The sequence below is a fragment of the Streptomyces sp. NPDC001880 genome (assembly GCF_053594575.1).
This window is the reverse complement of sequence record NZ_JBSFET010000083.1, coordinates 1-25706: the sequence shown is the minus strand read 5'-3', so window position 1 is coordinate 25706 and position 25706 is coordinate 1. Positions and strand designations below refer to the sequence as shown.

20 protein-coding genes are annotated in these 25706 nt (G+C 67.4%); 9 read left to right on the top strand and 11 right to left on the bottom strand.

Annotated elements, in window-relative coordinates; all coding sequences use genetic code 11:
- From ACWCQ6_RS29250 to ACWCQ6_RS29240, 3 genes are all read right to left on the bottom strand, one after another.
- A partial coding sequence (locus tag ACWCQ6_RS29250) for a condensation domain-containing protein (protein ID WP_451094232.1) occupies positions 1-602 on the bottom strand: 602 nt, incomplete at its 3' end.
- Between the two features lie 118 nt (positions 603-720).
- Positions 721-2157 (bottom strand): aldehyde dehydrogenase family protein, encoded by a 1437-nt coding sequence (locus ACWCQ6_RS29245; protein ID WP_451094230.1) that lies wholly within the window; start codon positions 2155-2157, stop codon positions 721-723.
- Between the two features lie 354 nt (positions 2158-2511).
- The gene (locus tag ACWCQ6_RS29240; protein ID WP_451094228.1) at positions 2512-5625 is read right to left on the bottom strand and encodes a non-ribosomal peptide synthetase; all 3114 of its coding nucleotides are present in this window, start codon (positions 5623-5625) and stop codon (positions 2512-2514) included.
- Positions 5626-5942: 317 nt separating this feature from the next.
- Between ACWCQ6_RS29240 and ACWCQ6_RS29235 the strand changes: the two genes are divergently transcribed.
- The 5 genes from ACWCQ6_RS29235 to ACWCQ6_RS29215 all read left to right on the top strand — a co-directional run bounded on the left by ACWCQ6_RS29235 (position 5943) and on the right by ACWCQ6_RS29215 (position 9819).
- Entirely contained in the window at positions 5943-6140 is a 198-nt protein-coding gene (locus ACWCQ6_RS29235) for a ferredoxin (RefSeq protein WP_451094226.1), read from the top strand.
- Between the two features lie 65 nt (positions 6141-6205).
- A complete protein-coding gene (locus tag ACWCQ6_RS29230) occupies positions 6206-7783 on the top strand; it encodes an amino acid adenylation domain-containing protein (RefSeq protein WP_451094224.1) in 1578 nt (525 codons plus the stop codon).
- Positions 7780-8049: an acyl carrier protein gene (locus ACWCQ6_RS29225; protein WP_451094222.1), complete on the top strand. Its 270-nt coding sequence runs from the start codon at positions 7780-7782 to the stop codon at positions 8047-8049. Before ACWCQ6_RS29230 ends, ACWCQ6_RS29225 begins: the two co-directional genes overlap by 4 nt.
- 5 nt (positions 8050-8054) lie before the next feature.
- Positions 8055-9011 carry a chlorinating enzyme gene (locus ACWCQ6_RS29220; RefSeq protein ID WP_451094220.1) on the top strand — a complete coding sequence of 319 codons (957 nt, stop codon included), beginning with the start codon at positions 8055-8057 and terminating at the stop codon, positions 9009-9011.
- A 91-nt stretch (positions 9012-9102) separates the two neighbouring features.
- Entirely contained in the window at positions 9103-9819 is a 717-nt protein-coding gene (locus ACWCQ6_RS29215) for a thioesterase II family protein (protein WP_451094218.1), read from the top strand.
- Between the two features lie 96 nt (positions 9820-9915).
- On the opposite strand, the gene ileS is transcribed toward ACWCQ6_RS29215, so the two are convergent.
- From ileS to argC, 5 genes are all read right to left on the bottom strand, one after another.
- Positions 9916-13065 (bottom strand): isoleucine--tRNA ligase, encoded by a 3150-nt coding sequence (gene ileS, locus ACWCQ6_RS29210; protein ID WP_451094216.1) that lies wholly within the window; start codon positions 13063-13065, stop codon positions 9916-9918.
- Between the two features lie 177 nt (positions 13066-13242).
- Positions 13243-14451, bottom strand: coding sequence for an acetylornithine transaminase (locus ACWCQ6_RS29205; protein ID WP_451094214.1), 1209 nt, complete (start codon positions 14449-14451; stop codon positions 13243-13245).
- Entirely contained in the window at positions 14448-15326 is an 879-nt protein-coding gene (gene argB / locus ACWCQ6_RS29200) for an acetylglutamate kinase (protein ID WP_451094212.1), read from the bottom strand. Before argB ends, ACWCQ6_RS29205 begins: the two co-directional genes overlap by 4 nt.
- Positions 15323-16477, bottom strand: a complete 1155-nt coding sequence (argJ, locus tag ACWCQ6_RS29195; RefSeq protein WP_451094210.1) for a bifunctional glutamate N-acetyltransferase/amino-acid acetyltransferase ArgJ — start codon at positions 16475-16477, stop codon at positions 15323-15325. The genes argB and argJ overlap by 4 nt, the downstream gene beginning before the upstream one ends.
- The gene (argC, locus tag ACWCQ6_RS29190) at positions 16474-17502 is read right to left on the bottom strand and encodes an N-acetyl-gamma-glutamyl-phosphate reductase (RefSeq protein ID WP_451094208.1); all 1029 of its coding nucleotides are present in this window, start codon (positions 17500-17502) and stop codon (positions 16474-16476) included. Before argC ends, argJ begins: the two co-directional genes overlap by 4 nt.
- 325 nt (positions 17503-17827) lie before the next feature.
- On the opposite strand from argC, the gene ACWCQ6_RS29185 reads away from it, so the two are divergent.
- Entirely contained in the window at positions 17828-18052 is a 225-nt protein-coding gene (locus ACWCQ6_RS29185; RefSeq protein WP_451094206.1) for an MbtH family protein, read from the top strand.
- Positions 18053-18122: 70 nt separating this feature from the next.
- Here the strand turns inward: ACWCQ6_RS29185 and ACWCQ6_RS29180 are convergent, their stop codons facing one another.
- A complete protein-coding gene (locus tag ACWCQ6_RS29180; RefSeq protein ID WP_451094204.1) occupies positions 18123-19460 on the bottom strand; it encodes a lysine N(6)-hydroxylase/L-ornithine N(5)-oxygenase family protein in 1338 nt (445 codons plus the stop codon).
- Positions 19461-19739: 279 nt separating this feature from the next.
- Here ACWCQ6_RS29180 and ACWCQ6_RS29175 point away from each other — a divergent pair, with 279 nt between their 5' ends.
- The gene (locus ACWCQ6_RS29175; protein ID WP_451094202.1) at positions 19740-20501 is read left to right on the top strand and encodes a thioesterase II family protein; all 762 of its coding nucleotides are present in this window, start codon (positions 19740-19742) and stop codon (positions 20499-20501) included.
- Positions 20502-20505: 4 nt separating this feature from the next.
- Here the strand turns inward: ACWCQ6_RS29175 and ACWCQ6_RS29170 are convergent, their stop codons facing one another.
- A complete protein-coding gene (locus tag ACWCQ6_RS29170) occupies positions 20506-21441 on the bottom strand; it encodes a helix-turn-helix transcriptional regulator (protein ID WP_451094200.1) in 936 nt (311 codons plus the stop codon).
- Positions 21442-21655: 214 nt separating this feature from the next.
- Between ACWCQ6_RS29170 and ACWCQ6_RS29165 the strand changes: the two genes are divergently transcribed.
- On the top strand, positions 21656-22744 hold the full coding sequence (locus ACWCQ6_RS29165) for an IS630 family transposase (RefSeq protein ID WP_451094198.1): 1089 nt from the start codon (positions 21656-21658) through the stop codon (positions 22742-22744).
- A 102-nt stretch (positions 22745-22846) separates the two neighbouring features.
- Here the strand turns inward: ACWCQ6_RS29165 and ACWCQ6_RS29160 are convergent, their stop codons facing one another.
- Entirely contained in the window at positions 22847-23161 is a 315-nt protein-coding gene (locus ACWCQ6_RS29160) for a hypothetical protein (protein ID WP_451094196.1), read from the bottom strand.
- A 233-nt stretch (positions 23162-23394) separates the two neighbouring features.
- Here ACWCQ6_RS29160 and ACWCQ6_RS29155 point away from each other — a divergent pair.
- A partial coding sequence (locus ACWCQ6_RS29155) for an AMP-binding protein (RefSeq protein WP_451094194.1) occupies positions 23395-25706 on the top strand: 2312 nt, incomplete at its 3' end.

Sequence of the window (25706 nt, the reverse complement as noted above, 5' to 3'; positions counted from 1 at the left end):
GGCACACCCTCCAAAACCCCACGCCAATACCCCAACTGCTCACTCACCACACTCCCCGGATCACCCTCAGACCCCAACACCTCCCGCTGCCACACGGCGAAATCCGCATACTGGCCGGGAAGTTCGGGGAATTCGGGTGCCGATCCCTGATGGCGCTGTGTATACGCGGTCGAAAGATCCCTGAGGAGGGGAGCCATGGACCAGCCGTCGGCAGCGATGTGATGCAGAACGATCACCAGAACGTGGCTGCTCGGCGTAACCGTGAGCAGGGAAGCGCGAACCGGGATCTCCGACGCGAGGTCGAAGCAGTACTCCGCCGCCTTGGAGATCTCCGCGGGAATGTTGTCCTCAGCCACCGCCATCGTGAGCAGATCCGGGCTGACGTTCTCCAGAATGCGCTGCCCGGGCTCGCCGTCCTGCGTCTCGATGACCGTTCGGAGACTCTCGTGCCGCTCGATCACATCCGCCAGCGCCGCGCGTAGCGCCGCCACATCGACCTCGCCGGTCAGGCGCAGGGTGACGGCGATGTTGTACGCCGCACTGGGTCCCTCGAACTGGTCAAGGAACCAGATTCGACGCTGCGCATACGACAACGGGATCACGATGTGCCTCTCTCTCGACATACGGCGGAACCTGGGCCGCGCCGGTCATGACCTGGGAAATGTTTCGGAACTCTTTGCAGCTTGCGGCGTCCGGGAGATGCCCTGGCAGTGACCGCTCTTACAGCACGCTTTCGAAGCGCTGGGAATGCGGCTCCGCACTGGCCCCGCTCCAGTGCCGACCAAAAAGAACCGCCTCATCCACGCCGCGTTCCTCAATCGGCCAGGAGACGGTGGTGATATTCACGAAGGAACGCCATGTGACGTTCCCCGACATGCTTGTTCCTCCCCACGTGCCGCTGGAGAGGGTGGAGGTGAAGGGGACCCCGCTGGTGAAGCTTCCGCTGTTGGTCATCGTCGACTGGTTGACCACGATCCGGCAGGTGGGAATGCGATCGGCGAGGTGGTTCACCCGCGCCGGCCGGTTCGAGTGGATTCCGGCGCTGTGGCCTCGCCCGCAGCGGTCGAGGATGCCCCTCACGCGCTCCACGGCCCGATCGAAGTCGTCATAGGTGAGCAGGGCGATCACAGGCGCCAGCTTCTCGCCCAGAACGGGGCTGTCAGGCAGCGCGGCATCGCCGTCGAGGACGAGTGCGGTCGTCTTGTCCGGCTCGGCGAGGCTGATACCGCAGGCCGCGGCTATGGTCTCGGGCGATGTGCCGATCAGGTCGCGGTTGAGGACGCGGCCATCGGGCCACAGCGCCCGCAGCACCCGCTGCGTCTCCGCGGGGGTGCACACATGGGCCCGGCAGCGCCGCAGTTCGGCGCGGAACTCGTCCGCGATGGACCGGTGCACCAGGACGTTGCTCTCGGAGGAGCACGAGGTGCCGTTGTTGTAGCCGGCGCCCGTCTGGATGCTGCGGGCCGCGAAACGGACGTCGGACGTCTCATCGACAAGCACCGTGGGGTTGCCGACGCCCGCGCCGACGGCGGGAGTTCCGCTGGTGTAGGCACGCCGCACGGTGCCCGCGCCGCCCACGGCGACGACGAGGTCGGCGGCCGCCATCAGGGTCTCGGTGGACTCACGCCCGCTGATGTCGAGGCACTGGACGAGATCGGCGGGCGCACCGACGTCCTTGAGTGCTTCGCGTATCACGGCGACGGTCTCCGCCGCCGCGCCACGCGCCCGCGGGTTGGGGGTGAAGACCACCGCGTTGCGTGTCTTCAGCGCGGGCAGGAAGGAGCACACCATGCCGGAGTTCGGAGCGGTGGCCGGGCTGGCCGCGGCGATCACGCCCACCGGCTTGGCGATCCTGCGCAGGCCCAGTCGCGGAAGTTCCTCGACCACCCCGACTGTCGTCTGACCGTGGAGTTCGAAGACCTGCCCGAGTACGCGCTTGCGCTGGAGCTCGTACAGGTGCTCCGGGTCTCCCAAGCGGGTCTCGGCGTGGCTGAGCGTGGCGAGCCGGCGGGCGTTGTCCTCCCGATAGCAGTGCCAGCCGACAGCTGCGACCACGTCGTCGACGCGGGCCTGGGACCAGGACTCGGCGATGGCTTGCGCGGCGCGTGCGCGGCGTACGGCGTCATGCACGGTCTGCTGGATGGACGGTGTACTCACGCTGCACTCCCGGCTCGTGATGGGGACGGAGCATCAAGGGCGGTGACTGTGCTCCACAAAGGAAGAAGCGCCCTGGAAACGGGACTCCGTCAGTTCACATCGACGCCCGCGGGATATCCAATCATTTTCGCTGATGATCAGAATGGGACGGCGCATTGAATTTCACGGCAGTCGAGACATGGCGCGTCGGCCGGTCACCAGAAGAACAAGAGGGGGGACTTGTTGGCAATATCCGGACGGCAATCACGTGTCCCCTCGGCCGAGTCATCGCCGGAACGCCGTGTCCTGTTGCCAGGACACGGCGGCGATGACTACACACACCTGCGGTTTTTGGGGAGCGGCCGCCGGCCGAGGTCAGGCCGGACGCGGATGAGCCGCCAGGTTTTCGGCGACGCCGGCCACCGTGGGCGCGGCAAGGAATTCTCCCATGGTCAATCCCGGCCCGTGTCCGACGTGGATACGAGTCAGAAGACGGACGGCGCTGAACGAGTCGCCGCCGATGTCGAAGAAGTCGTCGTCGGCCCCGACCGGGCCGCAGCCCAGCGTTTCGGCGAACAGGACGGCCACGTCGCGCTCCAATGGCATATGGGTATCCCGGCGTTTCACCTCGGTATGCCGTGGTTCGGGCAGCCGTGCGCGGTCCAGTTTCCCATTGGGGGTCAGCGGAAGGTGGTCGAGCACGACGAACGTGGACGGGACCATGAAGGCCGGCAGCCGGTCGGCGACGTACCGTCGCAGCTTCCGCGGAGCCAGCGGATCGTCGCCCGTGTCGGCCACGGGGCCGGCGGGCACGAGGTAGGCCACGATCCGGCCAGGACCGGCACTCACGGCGATGGCGGCCTGGGCGATGCCGGGGTGAGCGCCGAGGACTGCTTCGATCTCGCCGGGTTCGACCCGGATTCCGCGGATCTTCACCTGTGCGTCGACACGCCCCAGGTGCTCCAGCTGCCCCTCCGCGTTCCAGCGGGCGAGGTCGCCGGTGCGGTACATCCGCTCCCCCGGAGGGCCGAAGGGATCCGCCACGAAGCGACCAGCGGTCAGACCGGGGCTGGCGTGGTAACCGCGCCCCACGGCTCCGCCGACGTACAGTTCGCCGACCGCTCCTCGGGGGACCGGCAGCAGCCCGGGACCGAGCACATGCGTGCGCATGTTGCCCAACGGCGCCCCGATCGGGATGCCGCTCCCGCCGCTCCACTCCGGGGCGACGGTGTGCGTGGTGGCGTAGAAGCTCTCCGTCTGACCGTACGCGTTGATCACCCTGGCTCTCGGCAGTTCCGCGCGCACACGTCTGATGAGGTCGGGAGGCAGCCGTTCGCCGGCGCAGATCACTGTGCGCACGTCGAGGTTGTGCGCCACCTGGTCGAGCACTTCGGCGAACGCGGAGGGGACGGTGTGCAGCACGTCGCCGGACCAGCCACCGCGCTCCGCGACGACCAGCACATCACGGACGACGTCGATCCTGGCCCCGGTGCTGAGCGCGGTGAAGACCTCGAACACGGACACGTCGAAGTTGACGGACGTTCCGGCCAGCATGACCGCTCCCGGCCGCATGCCGACCAGCGGCGCCAGTTGCGAGACACCGTTGACCACGTTGCCGTGGGTGATCGCGACGCCTTTCGGTGTGCCCGTGGACCCTGACGTGTACATCACGTAGGCCAGATTCTGCGGGAGCACCCGTGAGCCGGGCGGGAGAAGGACGCCGTCGGGCTCGTCGTCGAGGGACTCTTCGTGGTCGAGGGCGTCGACGTAGCAGCGGGGCACGTCGTCGTCCGGCAGGACATCGGCGGTTTCCTCGTCTGTGAGGACCAGGCTCGGGTCGGCGTCCGCGAGCATGAAGCCGATCCGCCCGCTCGGGTAGCGGGGGTCGATGGGCACGTAGGCGGCACCGGACTTGAGAACGCCGAGCAGTGCGACCACGAGGTCAGCGCTACGGGCCACCGCCAGTGCCACCACGGTCTCGGGCCCGGCGCCGGCGCGGCGCAGTCGGCGGGCCAGCCTCGACGCCCTCTCGTCGAGCTCGCGATACGTCAGGGAAGTGGTGCCGTCGGACACCGCGATCGCCTCGGGGGTGGCGAGGACCTGCCTTCGTACGAGGTCGGGGACGGTCGGCGCGGGCAGCCCCGTCGACTCCCCCACCGACCGTGCGAGCAGCCACTGATGGTGGGCGGCGCCGAGCATGTCCACCTGCCCCACCCTGGCTCGGCCGTCCTCGGCCACGTTCCGGAGGATCTCCGTGAAACAGTCCGCCATCGTCTCGATCGTGGACCGGTCGAACAGGTCGAGGGCGTAGACGACGTCGGCCTCGACAGTGCCGTCCGCGCCGGGCCGGAGCCGGAAGTGGAGGTCGTAGGGCGTGGTTCTCGGCGGGCGCGGTTCCACAGTTCCCGTCATGCCGGGCAGGTCCACGGCCGGCACCGGGCACTCCAGCCCTTCGAACAGCACCTGAATCAGCGGCTGGTGGGACCGCGACCGCCGAGGGAGGAGCTTTTCGATGTGGGCGAGGGGGATGTCCCCGTGCTCGGCGGCCGCCCGCTCCTTCTCCCGCACCCTCTGGACCAGTCCAAAGAGTGTCGGGTTTCCCCGCAGATCGACCCGCAGAGCCGTCACCTGGTGGAAGGGGCCGATCGCACCGGCTCGGGGCGAGGAGGTACCCATGAGCACATCCGTACCGCTGCCCAACTGGTGGAGCAGCACCGCTAGGGCTGCTCGCAGCAGGGAGTCGAACGGTACGTTCCAGGCCCGCTCCCGGTCCTTCAATGCCTCGACAAGCCCGGCCTCGAGGGTGAAGGACACACCATCCGCGTGACCGCTCCGCTCCGACGGGTGAGGCCGATCGGTCGGCAGCGGCATCGAGGCTGGCAAATCGGTCAGCTCAGCTCGCCAGTAGGCCAACTGCCGTGCCGCATCGCCGCCGGGGAGCTCCGCCTGCCCCAGGTTCGACTTCTCGATCTCGACGTGCCTCACCCAGTCGCGAGCGGGAGCGGCCCATCGCGGCGCCACGCGCTTCCGGCGCGCCGCGTAGGCGAATCCCATTTCGCTCATCAGCGGTGCCAACGACTGCCTGTCCAGCGCCACCTGATGGAAGGTCAACACGAGTAGATGGCGGTCGGGGGCGCACCTCAGCAAGGCGGCGCGGACCGGCGGTTCGGACGCGAGGTCGAAGGTATACCGCTCGGCGGCGAGGAGGACGGACTCGGCGTCCTGCTCGATCGTATCCACCACAGGCAGACGGAGCGCCACGTCCCCGGTCTGCGTCACCATCGGCCGAGGCAGTCCGTCCGCACCCTCGGGGAAGACTGTTCGCAGCACCTCGTGGCGGATCACCAGATCCCCGACCGCCGCCTCCAGGGCAGCGAAGTCGAGGTTTCCCACCATGCGCAGCACCAGCACGATGTTTCCCGACTCCGGCTGCCCTCCGAAGCGGTGGATGAACCACAATCGACGCTGCGCAATGGATGCTGAGATCATGCGCGTCCACTCCTTGTTCATTCCACTCGACTGAAATTGCAACTGAATTGAACACGGGCGAGTATTCCTGGTTGCATCACGGCCTCCCCGGGGCCTTGGGACGCCCAGACGGAGTACGTCGCGCTGTCCCGTCGACCGGACAGGACCACCGGGACAAGCCGATAGGCCCGTGGCATTGGCATTGGTACGGTGCGCCTGAGACATTGGCGCAATCAGACCGTCGGCTCGTACGCCACTTCCCGGAATGCTCTCCGGTCCAGGGCCATGTCACTGGATGACGCGCCAACAAGCAACTCAGGTGAGCGAGAGGAATCGTCATGCCACCCAAAGTCGAGGTCGACACCGAAGTCTGCGTAGGGGCCGGACAATGCATGCTGGTCGCACCCGGAATCTTCGACCAACGCGTCGAGGACGGCATCGTTCGGCTGCTGGAACCACAGCCGTCCGACGCGGAACACGGTGCAGTCCAGGAAGCCGTCCACCTATGCCCGGCCGGCGCCATCTCGTTCCGCTGACGCGGTACAGACGGGGATTGCGTTCCGTTCGGGACGCAGCGAAGAAAGGGGGGAAGTTGCAAGCGATGCGTGATGAGGGGCGAGAGCGGGACACCTCGGGAAATCTGGTGAGCCGGTTCGCCGCCTCGGTCGATGCCACGCCCGACCGGATCGCTCTGTCCGCCGAGGAACAGCGATTCAGCTACGCCGAATTGAACGCGTGGTCCGACTCCGTGGCCGCCCTTCTCCGCACGCGGGGCGTGGCACGGGGTGACCGCGTGGTCCTGCGCATGGCGCCCGGAGCCGACACGGTCGCCGCCGTCCTCGGCATCCTCAAGTGCGGAGCCGCCTACGTGCCGCTGGACGTACGCCACCCGGCGGCTCGCCGGGAGTTCATCGTGGGTGACAGCGGGTCCCGGGCCCTCGTCGGTGACTGGGGCGACGGATCGCCCCCATCGCACATCAGCACACTCATCTCGACGGATGACCTGGCCGCCAGTCGCACCGCCCGCCTGACGCCCCTGCCTCACGGACACGGGCCCAACGAGGACGACATCGCGTACATCATCTACACCTCGGGCACTACGGGCGAACCCAAGGGAGTCCCCGTACAGCACCGTCACGCCCATGCCCTCCTCACCGGCGCCTCGACCGTGTTCGACTTCGGCCCGGACGACCGGTGGCTGCTGTTCCACTCGATCGCCTTCGACTTCTCGGTCTGGGAGATGTGGGGCGCTCTGGGTACGGGCGCGGAGCTCGTCGTCCTCCCCCAGTGGGCCGCCCGATCCCCCGAGCAGTGCCTCGCGTGGATCGCGGAGCGCCGCATCACGGTGCTGAACCAGACCCCCACCGCCTTCGCATCGCTCGCCGAGGCGGCTGTCCACTCCGACGCCGACCTGCGCGAGCTGCGCTACGTCATCTTCGGCGGGGAGAAACTGTCCCCGCCGGCACTGCGGCCGTGGGGCAAGAAATACGGGCTGGCCCGCCCGCGGCTGGTCAACGGATACGGCATCACCGAGACCACGGTCTTCACCACGTTCCACGAGGTCACGGAGGACGACCTGGCGGGCGACGTATCCGTCATCGGCACACCGCTGCCGGGCTTCGGTATCCGTGTGGTCGGCGACGAGGGCCAGGACGTCGCCGTCGGTGAGAAGGGCGAGCTGTGGCTGACCGGGCCGCAGGTGACGGGTGGATATCTGAACCGGCCCGAGCTCACCAGCGAGAAGTTTCCGGCCGCCGCCGCCCCGGACACGGGCCGGACCCTGCACTACTACCGCTCCGGCGATCTGGTCAGCCGCTCACCGAATGGCGACCTCGTGTACGACGGACGCGCCGACCTGCAGGTCAAACTGCGCGGCTACCGCATCGAGCTGAGCGACATCGAAGCAGTCCTGCGCCGGCACGAGGCTGTGCTCGACGCGGTCGTCACCGTCCACGAGTTCAAGGCATCGGACACCCGCCTGGTATGCGCCTACGTCCCCCGTGAGAACTCCCCCGCCCCCGAGGCCCAGGAACTGCGCCGGCACGTGAAGGCGCTGCTGCCGTCCTACATGCACCCGGCGCGCTATCTGCCGCTCACGGAACTGCCACGCACGTTCAACGGAAAAGTCGACCGGGCCGCCATCGCCCGGACCTGGAAAGAGGGGAACGAAAACATATGAGCCGCACATCCCAGGGCGCGCTGGACTCCGCGGAACTGGAGCGGAAGGTCATCGAATGGGCCACGGAGATCCTTGAAGAACCGGCGACCCCTCAGGACAACTTCCTCGACCTCGGCGGTCACTCCATGCTCGCCGTTCAGCTCAACCAGCGTATCAGTGACGAGTTCGGCGCCGAACTCGATATGCAGATCCTTTTCGAGAGGAGCATCGGCGAGGCGGTCGCCAGCATACCGAGCCTCCACTACCCCAACGCACAGAACGGCTGAAGCGAATGACCACAAGCGAGCAGACCACCTTTGCGCTCAGCGAGCAGGAACTTTCCCAATTCGAACGGGACGGCTTCATCGGCCCCATAAAGATCTATGAGGTTGAGGACATGGAGGAGCGCTGGAAGACCATCCAGCGCGAACTACGGAACAGGTCCCACGCGATCTACCCGGAGGGTTCCGGAAAAGCCAGCAGCATTTCCAACTACGACCGCCACCTGGACATCGACCTGCTCGCCGAGCACATCATGAAGCGGGAGATCGTGGACCGGGTCGCCTCGATCCTCGGGCCCAACGTGCTGTGCTGGCGCTCGGAGTTCTTTCCCAAGTTCCAGGGGGACGAGGGCACTGACTGGCACCAGGCGGCCACGTTCGCCCACGCCAGCGGCAGCCCGCAGATCGTCTGGCCCTCCGAGGACGGCCGACCCGCGTTCGGCGGCACCATCACGGTCTGGACCGCCTTCACCCACTCCACCAAGGAAAACGGCTGTCTCCAGCTCATGCCCGGCACGCACCGGCACATGAACTACGACGAGTCCAAGGGCATGGCGTACGAGGCCGAGGCGTTCAACGCGCGTGAGAAGGACGGCGTCAAACGTGGCTTCTTCGGCTACGACTACCGCCAGCTCCAGAAGGACCCCGACTGGAGTCCCGACGAGTCGAAGGCATTCCCGCTGGTGATGAAGCCCGGTGAGTGCGTCGTCTTCTGGTCGACGCTCATGCACGCTTCTCTGCCGCACACCGGCGGCAAGAAGGATTACCGCATGGGCTATGCCACCCGGTTCGTCCCCACCCAGGTCCAGGTCTACCCGGGTACCGACGAGGTCAATGAGTACGGCGGCGGCATCACGCTCGACAACTACGGCACCGTCCTGGTGTCCGGCACGGACGAGTACGGCCACAACCGCGTGGCGAAGGAGAGTCAGCGCGGCTTCCCGTTCATTCCGCACCGGCAGCCCTGAGACGTGGTGCGATGGCGGGGACCGACCCGGTCGCCCCCACCGCACCACGGGAGTTCAGCACCCACCAGCCCGGTCGGCAGGAGGCACACGCATGACCCCCTATCCCCTCGTCCTGCTCCATCACGCCGGTGGTTCGGCAAGGGTCTTCGACGCTCTCGCCTCCGCGCTGCCACCGGAGATCCAGCCGATTCAGCTGGATCTGCCGGGCCGCGGGCGCAACTGGCGCGAGAGGCCTGCGACCACCGCGGAGGACGCCGTCGACTGGCTGATGGAACACATCGGCGGCATCGACGGAGAGTTCGCCGTCTTCGGCCACAGTCTGGGCGCCTATCTCGGCCTCGCCCTGATGTCCCGGCTGGAGGAGCGGGAAGGTGGTGTCCGGTGCTCGACGCTGTTCGCGTCGGCCAACTCCGGGCCAGTCGGCGCTGTTCTCCCCTTCGACGGCTCGGCCCTGCTCGCCGACGACGAGGAGATCTTCCGCATCACCGCGGCATCCGGCGGCGAGGTGGGGCAGCAGGTGCTGGACCACCCGCAGTTGCGCAAGCGGGCTGCCGGCCTGCTGCGGGCCGACTTCTCGCTGTCCGAGTCGTTCCTGCGCAAGCAGCGGCGCATCGTCACTGAGGCCGACATCGTGGTGTGCTGCGGCTCGGACGACATCTTCAGTGTCCGGCAACTAGAGCAGTGGCGTCTGAACACGACCTCCAGGACCGAGATCCACCGATTCCCGGGCGGCCACTTCTACCTGGAGCAGGACGCTTCAGCAGTGGCGGCCGTCGTCGCCGAACACCTGACGCGCGCACGGCGGTAGTCAAGGCCGGTGGTCGATCGTTCGCGGGCAAAGGCCGGGGCCGCCCGATCCTGTGGTCGGGCGGCTCCGGCCTTGGTGCTGCCGGTCCGGTATGCGCTACGCCTCCGTCTTGCGCAGGCGGAATGTGAGGGCCAGGCCCTCGTCCTCGAACGGGGTGCCGTACGTCTCGTCCGCCTCGCCCTCCGCGTAGTCCAGGGCGAGCACCTCCTCGGAGATGAGGGGGGCGTGCTCGGTGAGGGCCTCCACCGTCGCGGGGGACGTCGAGGTCCAGCGGACGGCGATGCGGTCCGCCACGTCCAGGCCGCTGTTCTTGCGGGCCTCCTGGATCAGGCGGATCGCGTCACGGGCCAGGCCCGCCCGACGCAGTTCCGGGGTGATCTCCAGGTCCAGGGCCACCGTCGCGCCCGAGTCCGAGGCGACCGACCAGCCCTCGCGCGGAGTCTCCGTGATGATCACCTCGTCGGGGGAGAGCGTGATCTGCTCGCCCTCCACCTCCACCGACGCCGTGCCTTCGCGCAGGGCGAGGGAGAGCGCTGCTGCGTCCGCGTTCGCGACCGCCTTGGCCACCGCCTGCACGCCCTTGCCGAACCGCTTGCCCAGCGCCCGGAAGTTCGCCTTCGCCGTCGTGTCGACCAGCGAGCCGCCCACTTCGGAGAGCGAGGCCAGGGATGTGACGTTCAGCTCTTCCGTGATCTGGGTGCGCAGCTCGGGGGAGAGGGACTCGAAACCGCTCGCCGCCACCAGCGCGCGCGACAGCGGCTGGCGCGTCTTCACGCCCGACTCGGCGCGCGTCGCCCGGCCCAGCTCCACCAGGCGGCGGACCAGCGCCATCTGGGAGGAGAGGGTGGGGTCGATCGCCGTGGTGTCCGGCTTCGGCCAGGAGGAGAGGTGCACCGATTCCGGAGCGTCCGGCGTCACCGGCGTGATCAGGTCCTGCCAGACCCGCTCCGTGATGAACGGGGTCAGCGGGGCCATCAGCCGGGTCACCGTCTCGACGACCTCGTGCAGCGTGCGCAGCGCCGCCTTGTCGCCCTGCCAGAAGCGGCGGCGCGAGCGGCGCACGTACCAGTTGGAGAGATCGTCCACGAACGCCGAGAGCAGCTTGCCGGCGCGCTGGGTGTCGTAGCCCTCCATCGCGACGGTCATCTGGTCGACCAGCGCGTTGAGTTCGCTCAGCAACCAGCGGTCCAGGACCGTGCGGTCCGCCGGGGCCGGGTCGGCCGCCGACGGGGCCCAGGACGAGGTGCGCGCGTACAGGGCCTGGAAGGCGACCGTGTTCCAGTAGGTGAGGAGCGTCTTGCGGACGACCTCCTGAATCGTGCCGTGGCCCACCCGGCGTGCCGCCCAGGGGGAACCGCCCGCCGCCATGAACCACCGCACCGCGTCCGCCCCGTGCTGGTCCATCAGCGGGATCGGCTGGAGGATGTTGCCCAGGTGCTTGGACATCTTGCGGCCGTCCTCGGCGAGGATGTGGCCCAGGCAGACCACGTTCTCGTAGGACGACTTGTCGAAGACCAGCGTGCCGACCGCCATCATCGTGTAGAACCAGCCGCGGGTCTGGTCGATGGCCTCCGAGATGAACTGCGCCGGGTAGCGGCTCTCGAAGATCTCCTTGTTCTTGTACGGGTAACCCCACTGCGCGAACGGCATCGAACCCGAGTCGTACCAGGCGTCGATGACCTCCGGGACGCGGTACGCCTCCAGCTGGCAGTTCTCGTGCGTGCAGGTGAAGGTGATCTCGTCGATGAACGGGCGGTGGGGGTCGAGGCCCGAGAGGTCCGTGCCGGCGAGCTCGCCGAGCTCGGCGCGGGAGCCGACACAGGTGAGGTGGCCGTCCTCGCAGCGCCAGATCGGCAGCGGCGTGCCCCAGTAGCGGTTACGGGACAGCGCCCAGTCGACGTTGTTGTTCAGCCAGTCACCGAAGCGGCCGTGCTTGACCGAGTCCGGGAACCAGTTGGTCTTCTCGTTCTCCTGGAGCAGCCGGTCCTTGATCGCCGTCGTACGGATGTACCAGGACGGCTGCGCGTAGTAGAGCAGCGCCGTGTGGCAGCGCCAGCAGTGCGGGTAGCTGTGCTCGAACGACTCGTGCCTGAACAGCAGCCCGCGGTTCTGCAGATCCTTCAGAACCATCGCGTCGGCGTCCTTGAAGAACTGCCCGCCCACGAGATCGATCTCGGGGGCGAAAGTGCCGTCCGGGCGGAGCGGGTTGACCAGCGGCAGCCCGTACGCTTTGCAGACGTTGTAGTCGTCCTCGCCGAAGGCGGGGTTGGTGTGCACGAGGCCGGTGCCGGTCTCCGTGGTCACGTGGTCACCATTGACGACGAAGTGCGCCCGTGCCGGGAACTCCACCAGTTCGAATGGGCTTTGGTAGGTCCACTGCTCCATCTCGGCGCCGGTGAACGACTGGCCGGTGGCCTCCCAGCCCTCGCCCAGCGCCTTCTCCAGGAGCGCTTCAGCGACGACGACTCGTTCGCTGCCGTCCGACGCGACGACGTAGACGATATCCTTGCCTGCCGACACAGCCGTGTTGGTGACGAGGGTCCACGGGGTCGTGGTCCAGGCGAGGAGTGCCGCTTCGCCGGCCAGCGGGCCGGAGGTCAGGGGGAAGCGGACGAAGACCGAGGGGTCGACGACCGTCTCGTAGCCCTGGGCCAGCTCGTGGTCGGACAGGCCCGTCCCGCAGCGGGGGCACCAGGGGGCGACCCGGTGGTCCTGGACCAGCAGGTCCTTGTTGAAGATCTCCTTGAGCGACCACCACACGGAGTCCACGTACTCCGGGTCCATCGTGCGGTAAGCATCGTCCAGGTCGACCCAGTAGCCCATGCGGGTCGTCAGCTCGGCGAACGCGTCGGTGTGCCGGGTCACCGAGTCACGGCACTTGGCGTTGAACTCGGCGATGCCGTACGCCTCGATGTCCTTCTTGCCGTTGAAGCCCAGCTCCTTCTCGACCGCGAGCTCGACCGGCAGTCCGTGGCAGTCCCAGCCGGCCTTCCGGCCGACGTGGTAGCCCTGCATGGTGCGGAAGCGGGGGAAGACGTCCTTGAAGACGCGGGCCTCGATGTGGTGGGCGCCCGGCATGCCGTTGGCGGTGGGCGGGCCCTCGTAGAAGACCCACTCGGGGCGGCCCTCTGACTCCTCCAGGCTCTTGGCGAAGACCTTGCTCTCGCGCCAGAAGTCGAGCACGGCGTGCTCCAGCGCGGGCAGGTCGACCTGGGCGGGAACCTGGCGGTACTGCGGCGAACTCATGTGCGGGCTTCCTCCGGTGGCATCTTCCCGGACGTCTTCGGCCCAGGGACAAGAGAGACGTGAGCTTATCGCCGCAGCCTCAATGCCCGTGTTCACACCGGCACTTGGAAGCTGCTCACGTCGCGTCGGTCCAGATCTGCGACGGGAGACCGATCGCTCCCATCGGCTTCTTCGCCCTCAGGCCGGCTGCCGCTTGTCGTGCGGCGAGCCCACCTCGTGCAGTACGCCGGGCAGGATGCGCAAGAAGGAATCCACCTCCTCGTCCCCGACGATGAGCGGCGGGGCCAGCCGGATCACCGTCGGGCCGACGGCGTTCACGAGGATCCCGGCCTGCTCCAACGCCCGCTCGGCTTCCCGGGCCAGCGGCCGGGCAAGGACGACGGCGAGAAGCAGCCCGGCACCTCGTACGTGGTCCACCAGGGGGTGGCGTAGAGCCTCGACGCCCTTACGCAGCCTCTCCCCCTGACGTTCCACCCGTGCCAGCAGCCCCTCGGCGGTGATGGTGTCCAGGACGGCGAGCGCGGCGGCGCAGGCCACCGGGTTGCCACCGAAGGTCGTGCCGTGCGTGCCGGGGCCGAGGAGTTCCGCCGCATCACCGAAAGCGAGGGTGGCGCCGATGGGCAGCCCGCCGCCGAGCCCCTTGGCCAGAGTGACCACGTCGGGATCGACGCCGTGGGCCTGGTGCTCGAACCAGTGACCGGTCCTGCCTATTCCGGTCTGCACCTCGTCCAGCACGAGAAGGGTGCCCATGCGGCGGGTGATCTTCCGTGCCGCGGCCAGGTAGCCGGGGGGAGGCACGACAATCCCCTGCTCACCCTGAACAGGCTCGATGATCACCATGGCCGTGTCGGGGGTCACCGCGGCATCCAGGGCAGCGGCGTCGCCGAACGGGATGTGCGTGACACCCCCGGGCAGCGGCTGGAAGCGATCCCGCTTGCCCGGCTGACCCGTGAGGGCCAGCGCTCCCATGGTCCGTCCGTGGAAGGCCCCCTCCATGGCCACGATGTGCGGGCGTCCGGTCAGCCTGCCGATCTTGAACGCGGCCTCGTTGGCCTCCGCCCCCGAGTTGCACAGGAAGACGCGGCCGGCTCGTCCCGTCAGCCTCAGCAAGGTCTCGGCGAGGCGTACGGGGGGCTCGGAGACGAAGAGGTTCGAGACGTGGCCGAGCCGGCCCACCTGCCGGGTGACCGCTCGGACCACCGCGGGGTGCGCGGTGCCCAGTGCGTTGACGGCGATGCCGCCGGCGAAGTCGAGGTACCTCTTGCCCTCGGCGTCCCAGAACGCTGTGCCCTCCCCACGCACCAGCGGAATGCGCGGCGTGCCGTAGTTGGCCATCATCGTGTCCCGCCACCGCTCGGCGAGGCGCGCGGATCCGTTCGGGTTCACGGCATGTCCCCCTTGTCATCAGGCACGACCACCGTGCCGAACCGTCGATCCGTGAGAACGCCGGTGAAGATCGCGTTGCGAACCCTGCCGTCGATGACCCGGGCACGGCCCACCCCGTTGCGTACAGCATGCAGACAGCCCTGCATCTTGGGCAGCATGCCGCTCGTGAGACGGGGCAACATCTCTTCCAGCTCCTTGGCCGTCAGCCGGCCGATCACCTCGTCGTTGTTCGGCCAGTCGTCGTAGAGTCCGGCGACGTCGGTGAACAGGAGCAGTTCACGGGCGCCGAGCGCACTGGCCAGGGCGGCGGCCGCGGTGTCCGCATTGACGTTGTACACATGTCCGTCCTCGACGCTGCGCGCGACGGACGACACGACCGGGATGAGTCCGTCGGCCAGAAGGCTCTCCAGCAGGCGGGGGTTGACATGGGTGATCTCGCCGACCCTGCCGATGTCCACGCTCCGTCCCGCGATCTGCGGCACATGCCGGACAGCGGTGATGGTGTCGGCGTCCTCACCGGTGAGGCCCACCGCGAGCGGCCGGTGGCGGTTGATCAGCCCCACGAGTTCGCGCTGCACCTGTCCGGCCAGCACCATGCGGACCACATCCATCGCGCGAAGCGTGGTGACCCTGAGGCCGGCCTTGAACTCGCTGGTCAGTCCTTGTCGTTCGAGTTCAGCACTGATCTGGGGCCCGCCCCCGTGGACGACAACGGGACGGAGACCCGCCTCGTGGACCCGTACCACATCGTGGGCGAAGGCCTCTTTGAGGCCCTCGTCGACCATGGCGCTGCCACCGAGTTTGATGATGGTGATCTGCCCCAGCCCGTCGACCGGGCGTTCCACGGTCGCGGCCGCGAAGGAAGAGGCGCTCATGAGGAGTACGCGCTGTTCTCGTGGACGTACAGGGCCGTCAGGTCGTTGGTCCAGATGGTCGCCGTCTCCGGACCTGCTGCGAGGTCGGCGGTGACCACCACGTCCCGGCCGCTCAGGTCCACCCCTTCCCTGTCTTCTCCGGCGGCTCCGTCCTTGCACACCCACACACCGTTGACAGCAACGTTCAGCCGGTTCGGATCGAAGTCCGCGTCGGTGGTTCCGATGGCGGACAGCACGCGCCCCCAGTTGGGGTCCTCCCCGTAGATGGCGCACTTGAACAGATTGTTGCGGGCTATGGACCGACCGACGGTCACGGCGTCCTCCTCGCTCACCGCGCCTATGACATCGATGCGGATGTCCTTGGTGGCTCCTTCGGCGTCGGCGATGAGCCGGCGAGCGAGATCGGCGCAGACGGCGCGTACCGCCGCGGCGAAGACAGCGGGGCTCGGAGTCGCTCCGGAAGCCCCGGAGGCCAGCAGGAGCACGGTGTCGTTGGTGGACATGCAGCCGTCGGAATCGATGCGGTCGAACGTGACAGCGACGGCCTCGCGCAGGGCCTCGTCGAGGACCGGTGCCGGCACATCCGCGTCAGTGGTGAGGACGACGAGCATGGTGGCGAGGCCTGGAGCGAGCATTCCCGCACCCTTGGCCATTCCGCCGACCGTCCAGCCCTCGCCCTCGACCACAGCGGTCTTGTGCACCGAGTCAGTGGTCTTGATGGCCACGGCGGCGTCCTCGCCACCGTCCGCGGACAGGACTGCTGCCGCCTGCTCTATCCCGTCGAGCATCCGATCCATGGGCAGCCGGATCCCGATGAGTCCGGTTGAGCAGACCGCGACGTCGGACGGCAGGTGCCCATCGAGCACAGCGCTCACTCGCTCAGCGGTGGCCCGGGTGTCCGCGGCACCCTCCGTACCCGTACAGGCGTTGGCCCCACCGGAGTTGAGGACAACCGCGGTCAACTCACCGTTGGCGATGTTCTGCTTGGTCCAGGTCACCGGAGCGGCCTGGACCCGGTTCGAGGTGAAGACACCGGCCGCGGCTCGGCGCGGCCCCTCGTTGACGACAAGGGCCAGGTCCGGACTTCCGCTGTCCTTGATTCCGGCTGCGATGCCCGCAGCGGTGAAGCCCCGGGCTGCCGTGACGCTCATGGAGCGACTCCTATGGTCGTAAGTCCCAGTTCCTCGGGGAAACCGAGAGCGATGTTCATGCTGTGGACGGCGCCTCCGGCCGTTCCCTTGGTGAGGTTGTCGATGGCGCCGGTCGCGATGAGCCGTCCCGCCCGATCGTCGACGGCGACCTGGAGGTGCACGGCGTTGGAGCCGAGCACAGAGGCGGTGGCGGGCCACTGCGCGGGAGACAGAAGGTGCACGAAGGGCTCTGTGCCGAACGCCATGCTGTAGGCGTCCGCCACGTCCTCCGTCGTCGTACCGGACGTGGCCGGGGCCGAGCACACGGCCAGGATGCCTCGCGACATGGGGGCGAGGACCGGAGTGAAGGACACGCTGACGGGCTCGCCGGCGACGGTGGACAGGTTCTGCTCCAGTTCTGCCGTGTGCCGGTGGGCTCCAGCCACCCCGTACGGTGTCGCCGAACCCATGACCTCACTGCCCAACAGGCGGGTTCGGGGTGCTTTGCCCGCCCCCGACGTTCCGGTGACGGCGACGATGTCGGCGGAGGGCTCCACGAGCCCCGCCCGGTAGGCCGGCCACAGAGCGATGGACACCACTGTCGGGAAGCAGCCGGGCACCGCGATCCGCCTCGCCCCACGCAGCACGGCCCGCTGCCCGGGGAGTTCCGGTAGTCCGTACGGCCACGTGCCGGCGTGCGGCGTTTCGTAGTAGTGCTCCCAAGCGGCCTGATCGACGAGCCGGAAGTCGGCGCCGCAGTCCACGATCAGAGGAACATCGTCGAGTTGCCTGCTCAACGCCGCCGACACGCCATGGGGCAGCGCCATGAAGACGACGTCGTGCCCGGCGAGGACCTCGGCCGTCGTGGGCTCCAGCCGTCGGTCGGCCAGAGAGGTGAGATGCGGCTGCACCTGCCCCAGGGCCTCGCCCGCGGTCGAGTCACCGGTGACGGCGCCTATCCGGACCTCAGGATGGCCGAGCAGGAGTCTCAGAATCTCACCTCCCGCATAGCCGCTCGCGCCGGCGACCGCCGCCCGCACCACCATGTACGCCCCCTCTGCCGTGCCGACGACTGCCGGTTCGCAGCCCGCCTGCCTTTTGCTCTTGCCATGCTTTTATATTTGCGCTACTCAAAATACCGAGTAAGCCGATTATGGCACCTGAGCGAGAGAATGAGCCGCCGAATCACGCACCGGCAACTCTGTCCTGTCCACAGGACATACGCCTATTGCACAGCAGCCGGGACCCCTGCCAGGATCGGGACGGATCCACCCAGTTGTGGCACATTCTTGCCACACCCAGTTTCCGCCCACGTGAAAACGGATCCATTGCGCGGAGCCTTGAGGCCAAGCCGAAAGAATTGGAGCCGACATGAGCAGCAACCCCTTCGATGACGACGAGGGCCGCTTCTTCGTCCTGGTGAACGAGGAAGAGCAGCACTCCCTATGGCCAACGTTCGCTGAAGTTCCTGAAGGTTGGCGGATTGCCTTCGGTGAGGCAAGCCGGCAGGAGTGCCTCGAATACGTCGAGACGCATTGGACCGATCTTCGCCCGAAGAGCCTCCAGGAAGCGATGGCGGCCGACGCCGCTGCGTAGCAGTCCTGGGTACATGCAATGCGGGTCCGGACGCTGCTCCAGCGTCCGGACCCGCATGTCGTGTCCGGAGTCACCCGGCCTTTGCGGCGGCCCCGGCGTGAACCTCCAGATCCCAGTCGATGCGTCGCCGGCCAATGATGGATTCGCAGATTTCTCCGCTGCGTATCGCGATATTGGACAGCAGGGACGACGTCAGACCGTGCGTATGCTCGGTCCCGCCCTGGAGATAGATTCCGCAGGACAGTTCGGGCTCGGTCACCAGGCGGTAGTCGCGTTCCACCCGGTGCCGACCGTCCGCGTCACGCAGACAGTGCTGATCGAGTTCGCCGAGCAGACGGGCGGGCTCCATGCCGCGGTAACCGGTGGCGAACACGCAGACGTCGACCTCCAGTTCCTGGATATCACCGCTCGTCAGGAAGATACGTGTCTCGTCACCGACCCGCTTGACCTCGCCGACCCGGGTCAGATTGAGGAAGTGCAGCCGATTGGCGCCACGGACCTCCTCCTCGTACAGGCGGCGGTAGAGATCCCTGATGACGTCGTCGTCGACCACGGAGTAATTGGTGTTCTTGTGGTAGTCCCAGAACGCCTGGCGGGTTCCGTCGGTCCCGAAGTAGTAGTCGTCCACGGCCGACGGATCGAACACCTGGTTCGCGAACGGTGTGTCGTCAGCGAGGGAGTACCCGTACGACGGAATCACCGAGTGCACCTGGGCGTGCGGGAGCGAGTCGTACATGAACCGGGTGATCTCCGCCGCGCTCTGCCCCGCCCCGACGACGGCGACGGACTTGAGGTCCGCCGGTTCCATCCGTTGGAATTTCGTCAGGAACTCGGAGCTGTGCCACACCCGTTCGTCCCGTGCCACGCCTTCGGGCATGCGGGGAACCAGCCCGGTCGAGATGACCACATTGCGCGCGCGGACCACCCGGCGCTTTCCGTCGGCCACCTGCCGCACCTCTACCTCCAGATGCTCCGGAACGCCGCCGCCGTCTCCTTCCCTGCACAGACGGATGCCCGTGACTTCGGATCCGTAGCTGACCTGATGGGTGAAACTCGATGCCACCCACTCCAGATACTGGTGGAACTCCTGACGGGTGGGAAAGAAGTCCTGGTTGTTGATGAATCGCGCCAGCCGACCGGAGTCGTGCAGGAAGGACACGAAGCTGTAGCGGGACATCGGGTTGCGGAAGGTGGCAAGATCCTTCAGGAAGGAAACCTGCATCGTCGTGGACGGCAATATCATGTTCCGATGCCATCCGAAGGATTCCTGTCGCTCGAAGAACGCCGCAGTGATCGGCGCACCCGAATCCTGATTCACGTGCTCTTCGATAGCTGTAGCAAGCGATAGATTGGACGGCCCGAATCCAACTCCGACTACGTCGTACACTTCAGTCGCACCAGCATCCATGGATGATCCTCCCGTTTCACTGTGACATCAGACAGCCACGCCTCTCGACCGGCGGTTCAGGAAGCATGTGCTCAAGATTGCGGCGCAGCGCACCCCGGCGTCAATTTAGAGCGGTTACTTCCCAGTTCCAAGAGCACCGCATGCCAGAGATGTCCTGGCGACAGGACAGCGGGCATCAATTCTCTGGAACCCCTGCCACCTTGACAGAATTTTCCCGCCAGTTGCTACCGTCGGCCGCTTGAGGCGTCCGGCGCCACTTCGGAGAGGATACCGACCAAAATGAATGTAGACATCAGCAGCAGCATCTGGATTCGGAGACACCCCAGTGCGCTGGCTCCCCGTTTGCGGCTGCTCTGCCTGCCTCACGCAGGCGGTTCAGCAGCGTTCTTCCGTGATTGGGCGGGCAACTTCGGCGATGACGTCGAGGTGCTGGTGGCACGCTATCCCGGCCGGCATGAACGCATAAATGATCCACTCATTACGTCGATGGATTCACTCGCGGACGCATTCGTCCCGGAACTTCTGGGGTTCACGGACGTTCCGCTGGCGATCTTCGGGCACAGCATGGGCGCCACGCTGGGCTACGAGATCGCCCTACGCCTGCTCAGGCGACACCGGACCGCGCTCGCGGCCCTCATGGTTTCCGGCCGCACGCCTCCGCATCTGGCGGGCACCGCCCTGCCCGACTCTGACGACACAGAGGCCGTCATGGCCGAAGTGCGCAGGCTAGGCGGAACCGACTCGGCACTCCTGGACGATCTCGGCCTGCGGGAGCTGGTGCTTCCCGCCCTCCGCGCCGACTTCAAGGCCGTGGCCGACTACGCACCGCGGCCGGGCGCACCGCTGCCCTTCCCGGTGTTCGCCTACGTCGGCGACGCCGATCCGGATGTCGACGTGGCATCGATGCGAGGCTGGTCCACAACCGCGGCTCAGGGCTTCGACCTGCGCGTGCTGCCGGGAAATCACTTCTACCTCGTGGAGCAGCAAGCCGCGCTCATGCAGGACATCCGCACCCGGCTGAGCCGGCTGGCGCGTCCGTGAGCTGTCACACCCAGCCCCGCTCCCGGGCCCGCAGCGCAGCGTGAAAACGGTTGTTCGCGTCCAGGCGTTGCATCAGTTCAGCCACGTACTTGCGGTAGGTCCGAACCGCGACGCCGAGCGCCCGAGCCCCGTTCTCGTCCTTCGCCGCCGTGCACAGCAACAGAAGCACCTGCCGCTCGATGTCCCCGAGTTCATCGGCAGCGGGGGCAGCGATCGCGTCCTCGGACGGCAGTTCCTCCGCCGCATCCCACATGCGCTCGAACAGCGACACCAACGCGGCGACCAGCCCCGATTCCCGGGTCAGGATGGCGCCTCGCGCGGAGTGGGCCGGGTCGATGGGCGTAAGAGCGGCACTCCGGTCGCAGATGATGAGGCGCTCCAGCGGGGCGCGGGAAATGCGTATCTCGGCCCCTTTGGCGACCAGTTCGCGGGCGTAGGCCATGGTGGGCGCGTCCTTGAGGGCGGCGGAACCGAGAAGCGTGCGCATGTGCACTCCCCTGCGCAGCACCCGGTCGTCGATCGGCCGGGCATGGTCGATGGTGTCCGCACTGAGCACGCCGCCGGGATTGGTGGTCAGGCTCTCGGTCCAGGTGAAGAACGTGAGCTCGTCGATGGCCGCTCTCACTTCTTCCATGCCCTCCAGGCGCTGAATCACCGCATCGCCCTCAGCCTGCCGCCACTCGGACTCCTGCACCTCACGTTCGGCGATCAACGAGTCCACCACGCGGCTGACCGCGGCCTCTTCCTCAAGTTTGGCGCGCAAATGACCCACCGCACTGTCGACCAGGCGCTCGACCGCCCTGGCCGGGGAGACCGGGTGCAGGACACCGTCCGCCGTCTCCCGGGCAAGGCCGAGAGCGGTAAGCCGCTTGCTCAACCCGCCGCCGGGCGGCTCACCGATAAGGTCCAGTTCGTCACCGCCCAACTCGCCCCGACGCAAGAGCAGTCGATAGACTGCCTCCTCTTTGGCGGTAACTCCCAGAAAAGCTAATCCTCGCTGCCCCATTGCCCCCCCGACCAAGCCGTCCGTCCGAAGACGGGCCTCGCAGCCGAATCGTGAACACGTCCGTGAGGCTTGAGCCAAGATAGTTGATGTTTGCATGGCCTTCTAGTGTCCTGAGTCGGAAGTTCGCGGGCAGTTGTAGGGTGGGGTGATGACTGGTCCGAAGCCGTTGTTGCTGGAGTTGTCCGATCACGAACGCAGGGTGCTGCGGGGCTGGTTGCGCAAGCAGACGGCGTCTCAGGCACTGGTGTTGCGGTCGAGGATCGTGCTGGCGTGCGCGGAGGGCCGGCCGAACGCGCAGGTCGCGCAGGATCTGGGTGTCTCGCGGGAGACGGTGCGTAAGTGGCGGGCCCGGTTCTCCTCGGACCGACTGGAGGGCCTGGTGGACCGGCCGCGTTCGGGGGCTCCGCGAAAGATCACGGACGAGCGGGTCGAAGCCCTGGTCGCCAAGACGCTGGACCAGGCTCCATCGACGGGTGATTCGCACTGGTCGACGCGTTCGATGGCCGAGGCGGCGGGGATGTCGCAGTCGGCTGTCTCGCGGATCTGGCGGGCGCTCGGCCTCAAGCCGCACATCGTGGAGACCTGGAAGCTGTCGACTGACCCGCAGTTCGTGACCAAGGTCCGCGACGTGGTGGGCATCTACCTCGCCCCGCCTGAGAATGCCCTGGTCCTGGCGGTGGACGAGAAGTCGCAGATACAAGCCCTGGACCGCACCCAGCCCGTACTGCCGATGGCGCCGACCACACCGGCGAAGATGACCCATGACTACGTCCGGCACGGCACGACCAGCCTGTTCGCCGCCCTGGACGTCGTCTCCGGCTCGGTCATCGCCCAGCACTACCGCCGCCACCGCCACCAGGAGTTCCTCCGCTTCCTGAAGGTCATCGACGCCGCCGTCCCCAAGCACCTCGAACTGCACCTGGTCCTGGACAACTACGCCACCCACAAGACCGAGCCGGTCAAGAAGTGGCTGCTGCGTCACCCCCGCTTCCACTGTCACTTCACCCCTACCTCGGCGTCCTGGCTCAACCTCGTCGAACGCTGGTTCGCCGAGCTGACCTGCCGCAAACTCCGCCGCTCGGCCCACCGCAGCGTCGTCGAACTCGAACGGGACATCCGCGGCTGGATCAACGAGTGGGACAAGAACCCCAAGCCGTTCATCTGGACGAAGACCGCCGACAGCATCCTCGACACCCTCGCCGCATACTGCACACGAATTAACGACTCAGGACGCTAGTCAGCGATCGGCGGCCGCCGCCTCGGGCGGGAGTACCGACGCCGGGTGTTGTCGCAGGTCAGCCCACGGGAGACGGTGAGTTCAGACCTCGCGCCCGATCGGTCAGCTCTTACGGTCTTTTAACGTCCCCCTTTTGAAATCGGCGTTGAACGATTCGGCGGTGGCCTTGTCCGCGCCGGAGTGGTCCGCGCTACGCTCCGGCCGGACGGCGAAGTCGCGTCCGAGCAGGTCGGGCACCGACGAGCGTGCGGTGTGGGAGCCGTGGCGCCGTCCGCCAGCGGCCCGGATCCCGTCGCGCAGTGTCTCCTTGTCGACCCCGGTGATCGGCTGTCCTGTCGCCAGGACGGACCCTGTTCCGGGAAAGCGACGAGCGATGACGCCGCGAAAGTCCAGTGAGTTCCGATACGCTCCGTCCACATCATGCCCACCGAAGCGTCATGGCTATATTTCATTGCCAATGGGCCGGGCCCGCTGATTCTCTGGTAGAGGTTTCGGCGATTCGACGGCCGAGCCGACCGCCACGTCGAGGCTTTCCTCTGACCGGCCATCACACAGGCCGCTGATTCGTGAAATCGGGCGAAAGTCCTGGGAAACAGCGGGCTCGAGCAGCGAAGAAATTCTATTCCGTCGTGCTGGGGGAGTGCTTCCTGATGTCTGCCGATCGTCGTTTTCCGTTGAGTGCGCCGCAGCGTGGCCTCTGGCTGTTCCAGCAGCTCGACCCCGAGAACCCGGTTCTGAGCATCGGCGACGCACTGGAGATCCGCGGTGCGGTCGACCCCGCGGTGTACCGGGCGGCGATCCGGCAGGTTGTCCACGAGGCGGAAGCGCTGCGCGTGCGGGTCGGCGTGGAGGGTGACGACGTCTTCCAGTACCTCATCGACCCGGACGCCGTACAGGTCTCCGTCGTCGACCTGAGCGGCGAGGCGGACCCGGACGCAGCGGCGGAAGCTCATATGGCGGCCGGTTTCGACCGGGCCATGGACCCCGTCCGGGAACCGCTGTTCGCCCCTGAGCTCCTCAGACTCGCGGAGGACCGTCACCTCTCCTACCACCGCTTCCACCACGTGGCCGTCGACGGATGGAGCATGGGACTGGTGGCCCGCCGCCTCGCCGAGGTCTATACCCGCCTCGCGGCCGGCCAGGAACCGGGCGACAGCCCCTTCAGCCCCCTGAGCACTCTGCTGGACGCCGACACCGCCTACCGGACGTCGCCCGCCTTCGCCGAGGACGCCGAGTTCTGGCGTCAGTACCTGACGGATGCCCCCGAGGCCGCCCGCCTGACCACCGGCGAGCCCAGCATCCCGCAGCGGCTGGTGTGCCGTTCGACGGTCCTCGCGGAGCCGGTCGCCGTCGAACTCCGCTCCCTGGCTGCGAAGGTCGGCGTACGCACTTCCACGATCGAGATCGCCGCGACCGCCGCATACCTCCACGCCATGACGGGCGCCCGCGAACTCGTCCTCGGCCTCCCGGTCGCCGCCCGGCAGGACCGCACCGTCCGGTCCGTGCCGGGCATGGCGTCGAACGTGGTGCCGCTGCGGCTGGAGTTGGACCCCGCCGCGACCGTCGAGGAACTCCTCGGCCACGTCGCTGAACGCACCGGTCAGGTCCTCGACCATCAGATGTACCGCTACGAGGACCTCAGCCGGGACCTGAACCTCGTGGGCATGCGGCAGCAGCTCGACGGTCCGCTCGTGAACGCGATGAACTTCGACTACGACCTGACGTTCGGCACGGCACCCGCGACAGGCCGCTACCTGCCCCTCGGCCTCGTCCAGGATCTGTCCTTCCAGTTCCAGGACCGCGAGGACGGCCGGGGCTGGCGTATCCAGCCGCAGGCGAACGTCGGCCTGTACACCGCCGAGGAACTCGACGAGCACAGCGCCCGCATGGTGCGCTTCCTCACCGCCTTGGCGAGCGCCACGCCGGACACGCCTCTCGCCCGGTTGGGTGTGTTGTTGCCGGGTGAGCGGGAGTTGTTGGGATCGTGGCAGGGGCCGGTGACGGATGCGCCGGTGGGCGGGATCGGGGAGTTGTTCGCGGCGCGGGCCGCGGCGGTCCCGGACGCGGTGGCGGTGGAGTTCGGTGACACGGTCCTGACCTATGCGGAGCTGGACGCGCGGGCGAACCAGGTGGCGCACTGGCTGATCGAACACGGCGTGCGCCCCGAGTCGTCGGTCGGTGTACGGATGGACCGCTCCGCCGAACTTGTCGTAGCACTGCTGGGGGTAGCGAAAGCGGGCGGCGTCTACGTTCCCTTCCATCCGCAGTGGCCGGCCGAGCGCCGCGACCTGATCCACCGGCGTGCACAGATCTCCCTGGTGATAACAGCGCAGGACATCACCGGCACAGACACCTACCCCACGACCGCCCCGGGGGTCACGGTCCTGCCGCAACAACTGGCCTATGTGATGTTCACCTCGGGATCGACGGGCGAACCCAAGGGCGTGGCCGTCCGGCACAGTGACGTCAGCGCCCTGGCCCTGGACGGATCCTTCACCCAGGTCGGAGACCGGGTCCTGGTGCACTCACCGCACTCGTTCGACGCCTCCACCTTCGAACTGTGGGTACCGCTCCTGAACGGCGGCCGGGTCGTGGTGGCCCCGCCCGGCCAGATCGACGGCGAAGAACTCGCACAGGTCATCACCTCCCGCAAGGTGACCGGCCTGTGGCTGACAGCGGGCCTGTTCGCGGTCATGGCCGAAGAACACCCCGAATGCTTCACCGGGGTACGGCAGGTCTGGACCGGCGGAGACGTCGTCTCCCCCACAGCAGTACGCCGGGTCCAGGCAATCTGCCCCGGCCTCGTCGTCGTCAACGGCTACGGACCCACGGAAACCACCACCTTCATCACCCAGCACCGCATGCACACCCTGCCCGAGGACACCACCGACATCCCCGTCGGACGCCCGCTGGACAACATGCAGGCCTACGTCCTGGACACCGGCCTCGGCCTCGTCCCCCC

What these genes read in the sequence shown, in the direction of transcription:
- ACWCQ6_RS29235 (WP_451094226.1), top strand. Translation starts at nt 5,943, where the DNA reads ATGCCACCCAAAGTCGAGGTCGACACCGAAGTCTGCGTAGGGGCCGGA.
- argJ (WP_451094210.1), bottom strand. Translation starts at nt 16,477, where the DNA reads ATGAGCGTCACGGCAGCCCGGGGCTTCACCGCTGCGGGCATCGCAGCC.
- ACWCQ6_RS29240 (WP_451094228.1), bottom strand. Translation starts at nt 5,625, where the DNA reads ATGATCTCAGCATCCATTGCGCAGCGTCGATTGTGGTTCATCCACCGC.
- argB (WP_451094212.1), bottom strand. Translation starts at nt 15,326, where the DNA reads ATGAGCGCCTCTTCCTTCGCGGCCGCGACCGTGGAACGCCCGGTCGAC.
- ACWCQ6_RS29220 (WP_451094220.1), top strand. Translation starts at nt 8,055, where the DNA reads ATGACCACAAGCGAGCAGACCACCTTTGCGCTCAGCGAGCAGGAACTT.
- ACWCQ6_RS29225 (WP_451094222.1), top strand. Translation starts at nt 7,780, where the DNA reads ATGAGCCGCACATCCCAGGGCGCGCTGGACTCCGCGGAACTGGAGCGG.
- ACWCQ6_RS29180 (WP_451094204.1), bottom strand. Translation starts at nt 19,460, where the DNA reads ATGGATGCTGGTGCGACTGAAGTGTACGACGTAGTCGGAGTTGGATTC.
- ACWCQ6_RS29165 (WP_451094198.1), top strand. Translation starts at nt 21,656, where the DNA reads ATGACTGGTCCGAAGCCGTTGTTGCTGGAGTTGTCCGATCACGAACGC.
- argC (WP_451094208.1), bottom strand. Translation starts at nt 17,502, where the DNA reads ATGGTGGTGCGGGCGGCGGTCGCCGGCGCGAGCGGCTATGCGGGAGGT.
- ACWCQ6_RS29215 (WP_451094218.1), top strand. Translation starts at nt 9,103, where the DNA reads ATGACCCCCTATCCCCTCGTCCTGCTCCATCACGCCGGTGGTTCGGCA.
- ACWCQ6_RS29175 (WP_451094202.1), top strand. Translation starts at nt 19,740, where the DNA reads ATGAATGTAGACATCAGCAGCAGCATCTGGATTCGGAGACACCCCAGT.
- ileS (WP_451094216.1), bottom strand. Translation starts at nt 13,065, where the DNA reads ATGAGTTCGCCGCAGTACCGCCAGGTTCCCGCCCAGGTCGACCTGCCC.
- ACWCQ6_RS29230 (WP_451094224.1), top strand. Translation starts at nt 6,206, where the DNA reads ATGCGTGATGAGGGGCGAGAGCGGGACACCTCGGGAAATCTGGTGAGC.
- ACWCQ6_RS29185 (WP_451094206.1), top strand. Translation starts at nt 17,828, where the DNA reads ATGAGCAGCAACCCCTTCGATGACGACGAGGGCCGCTTCTTCGTCCTG.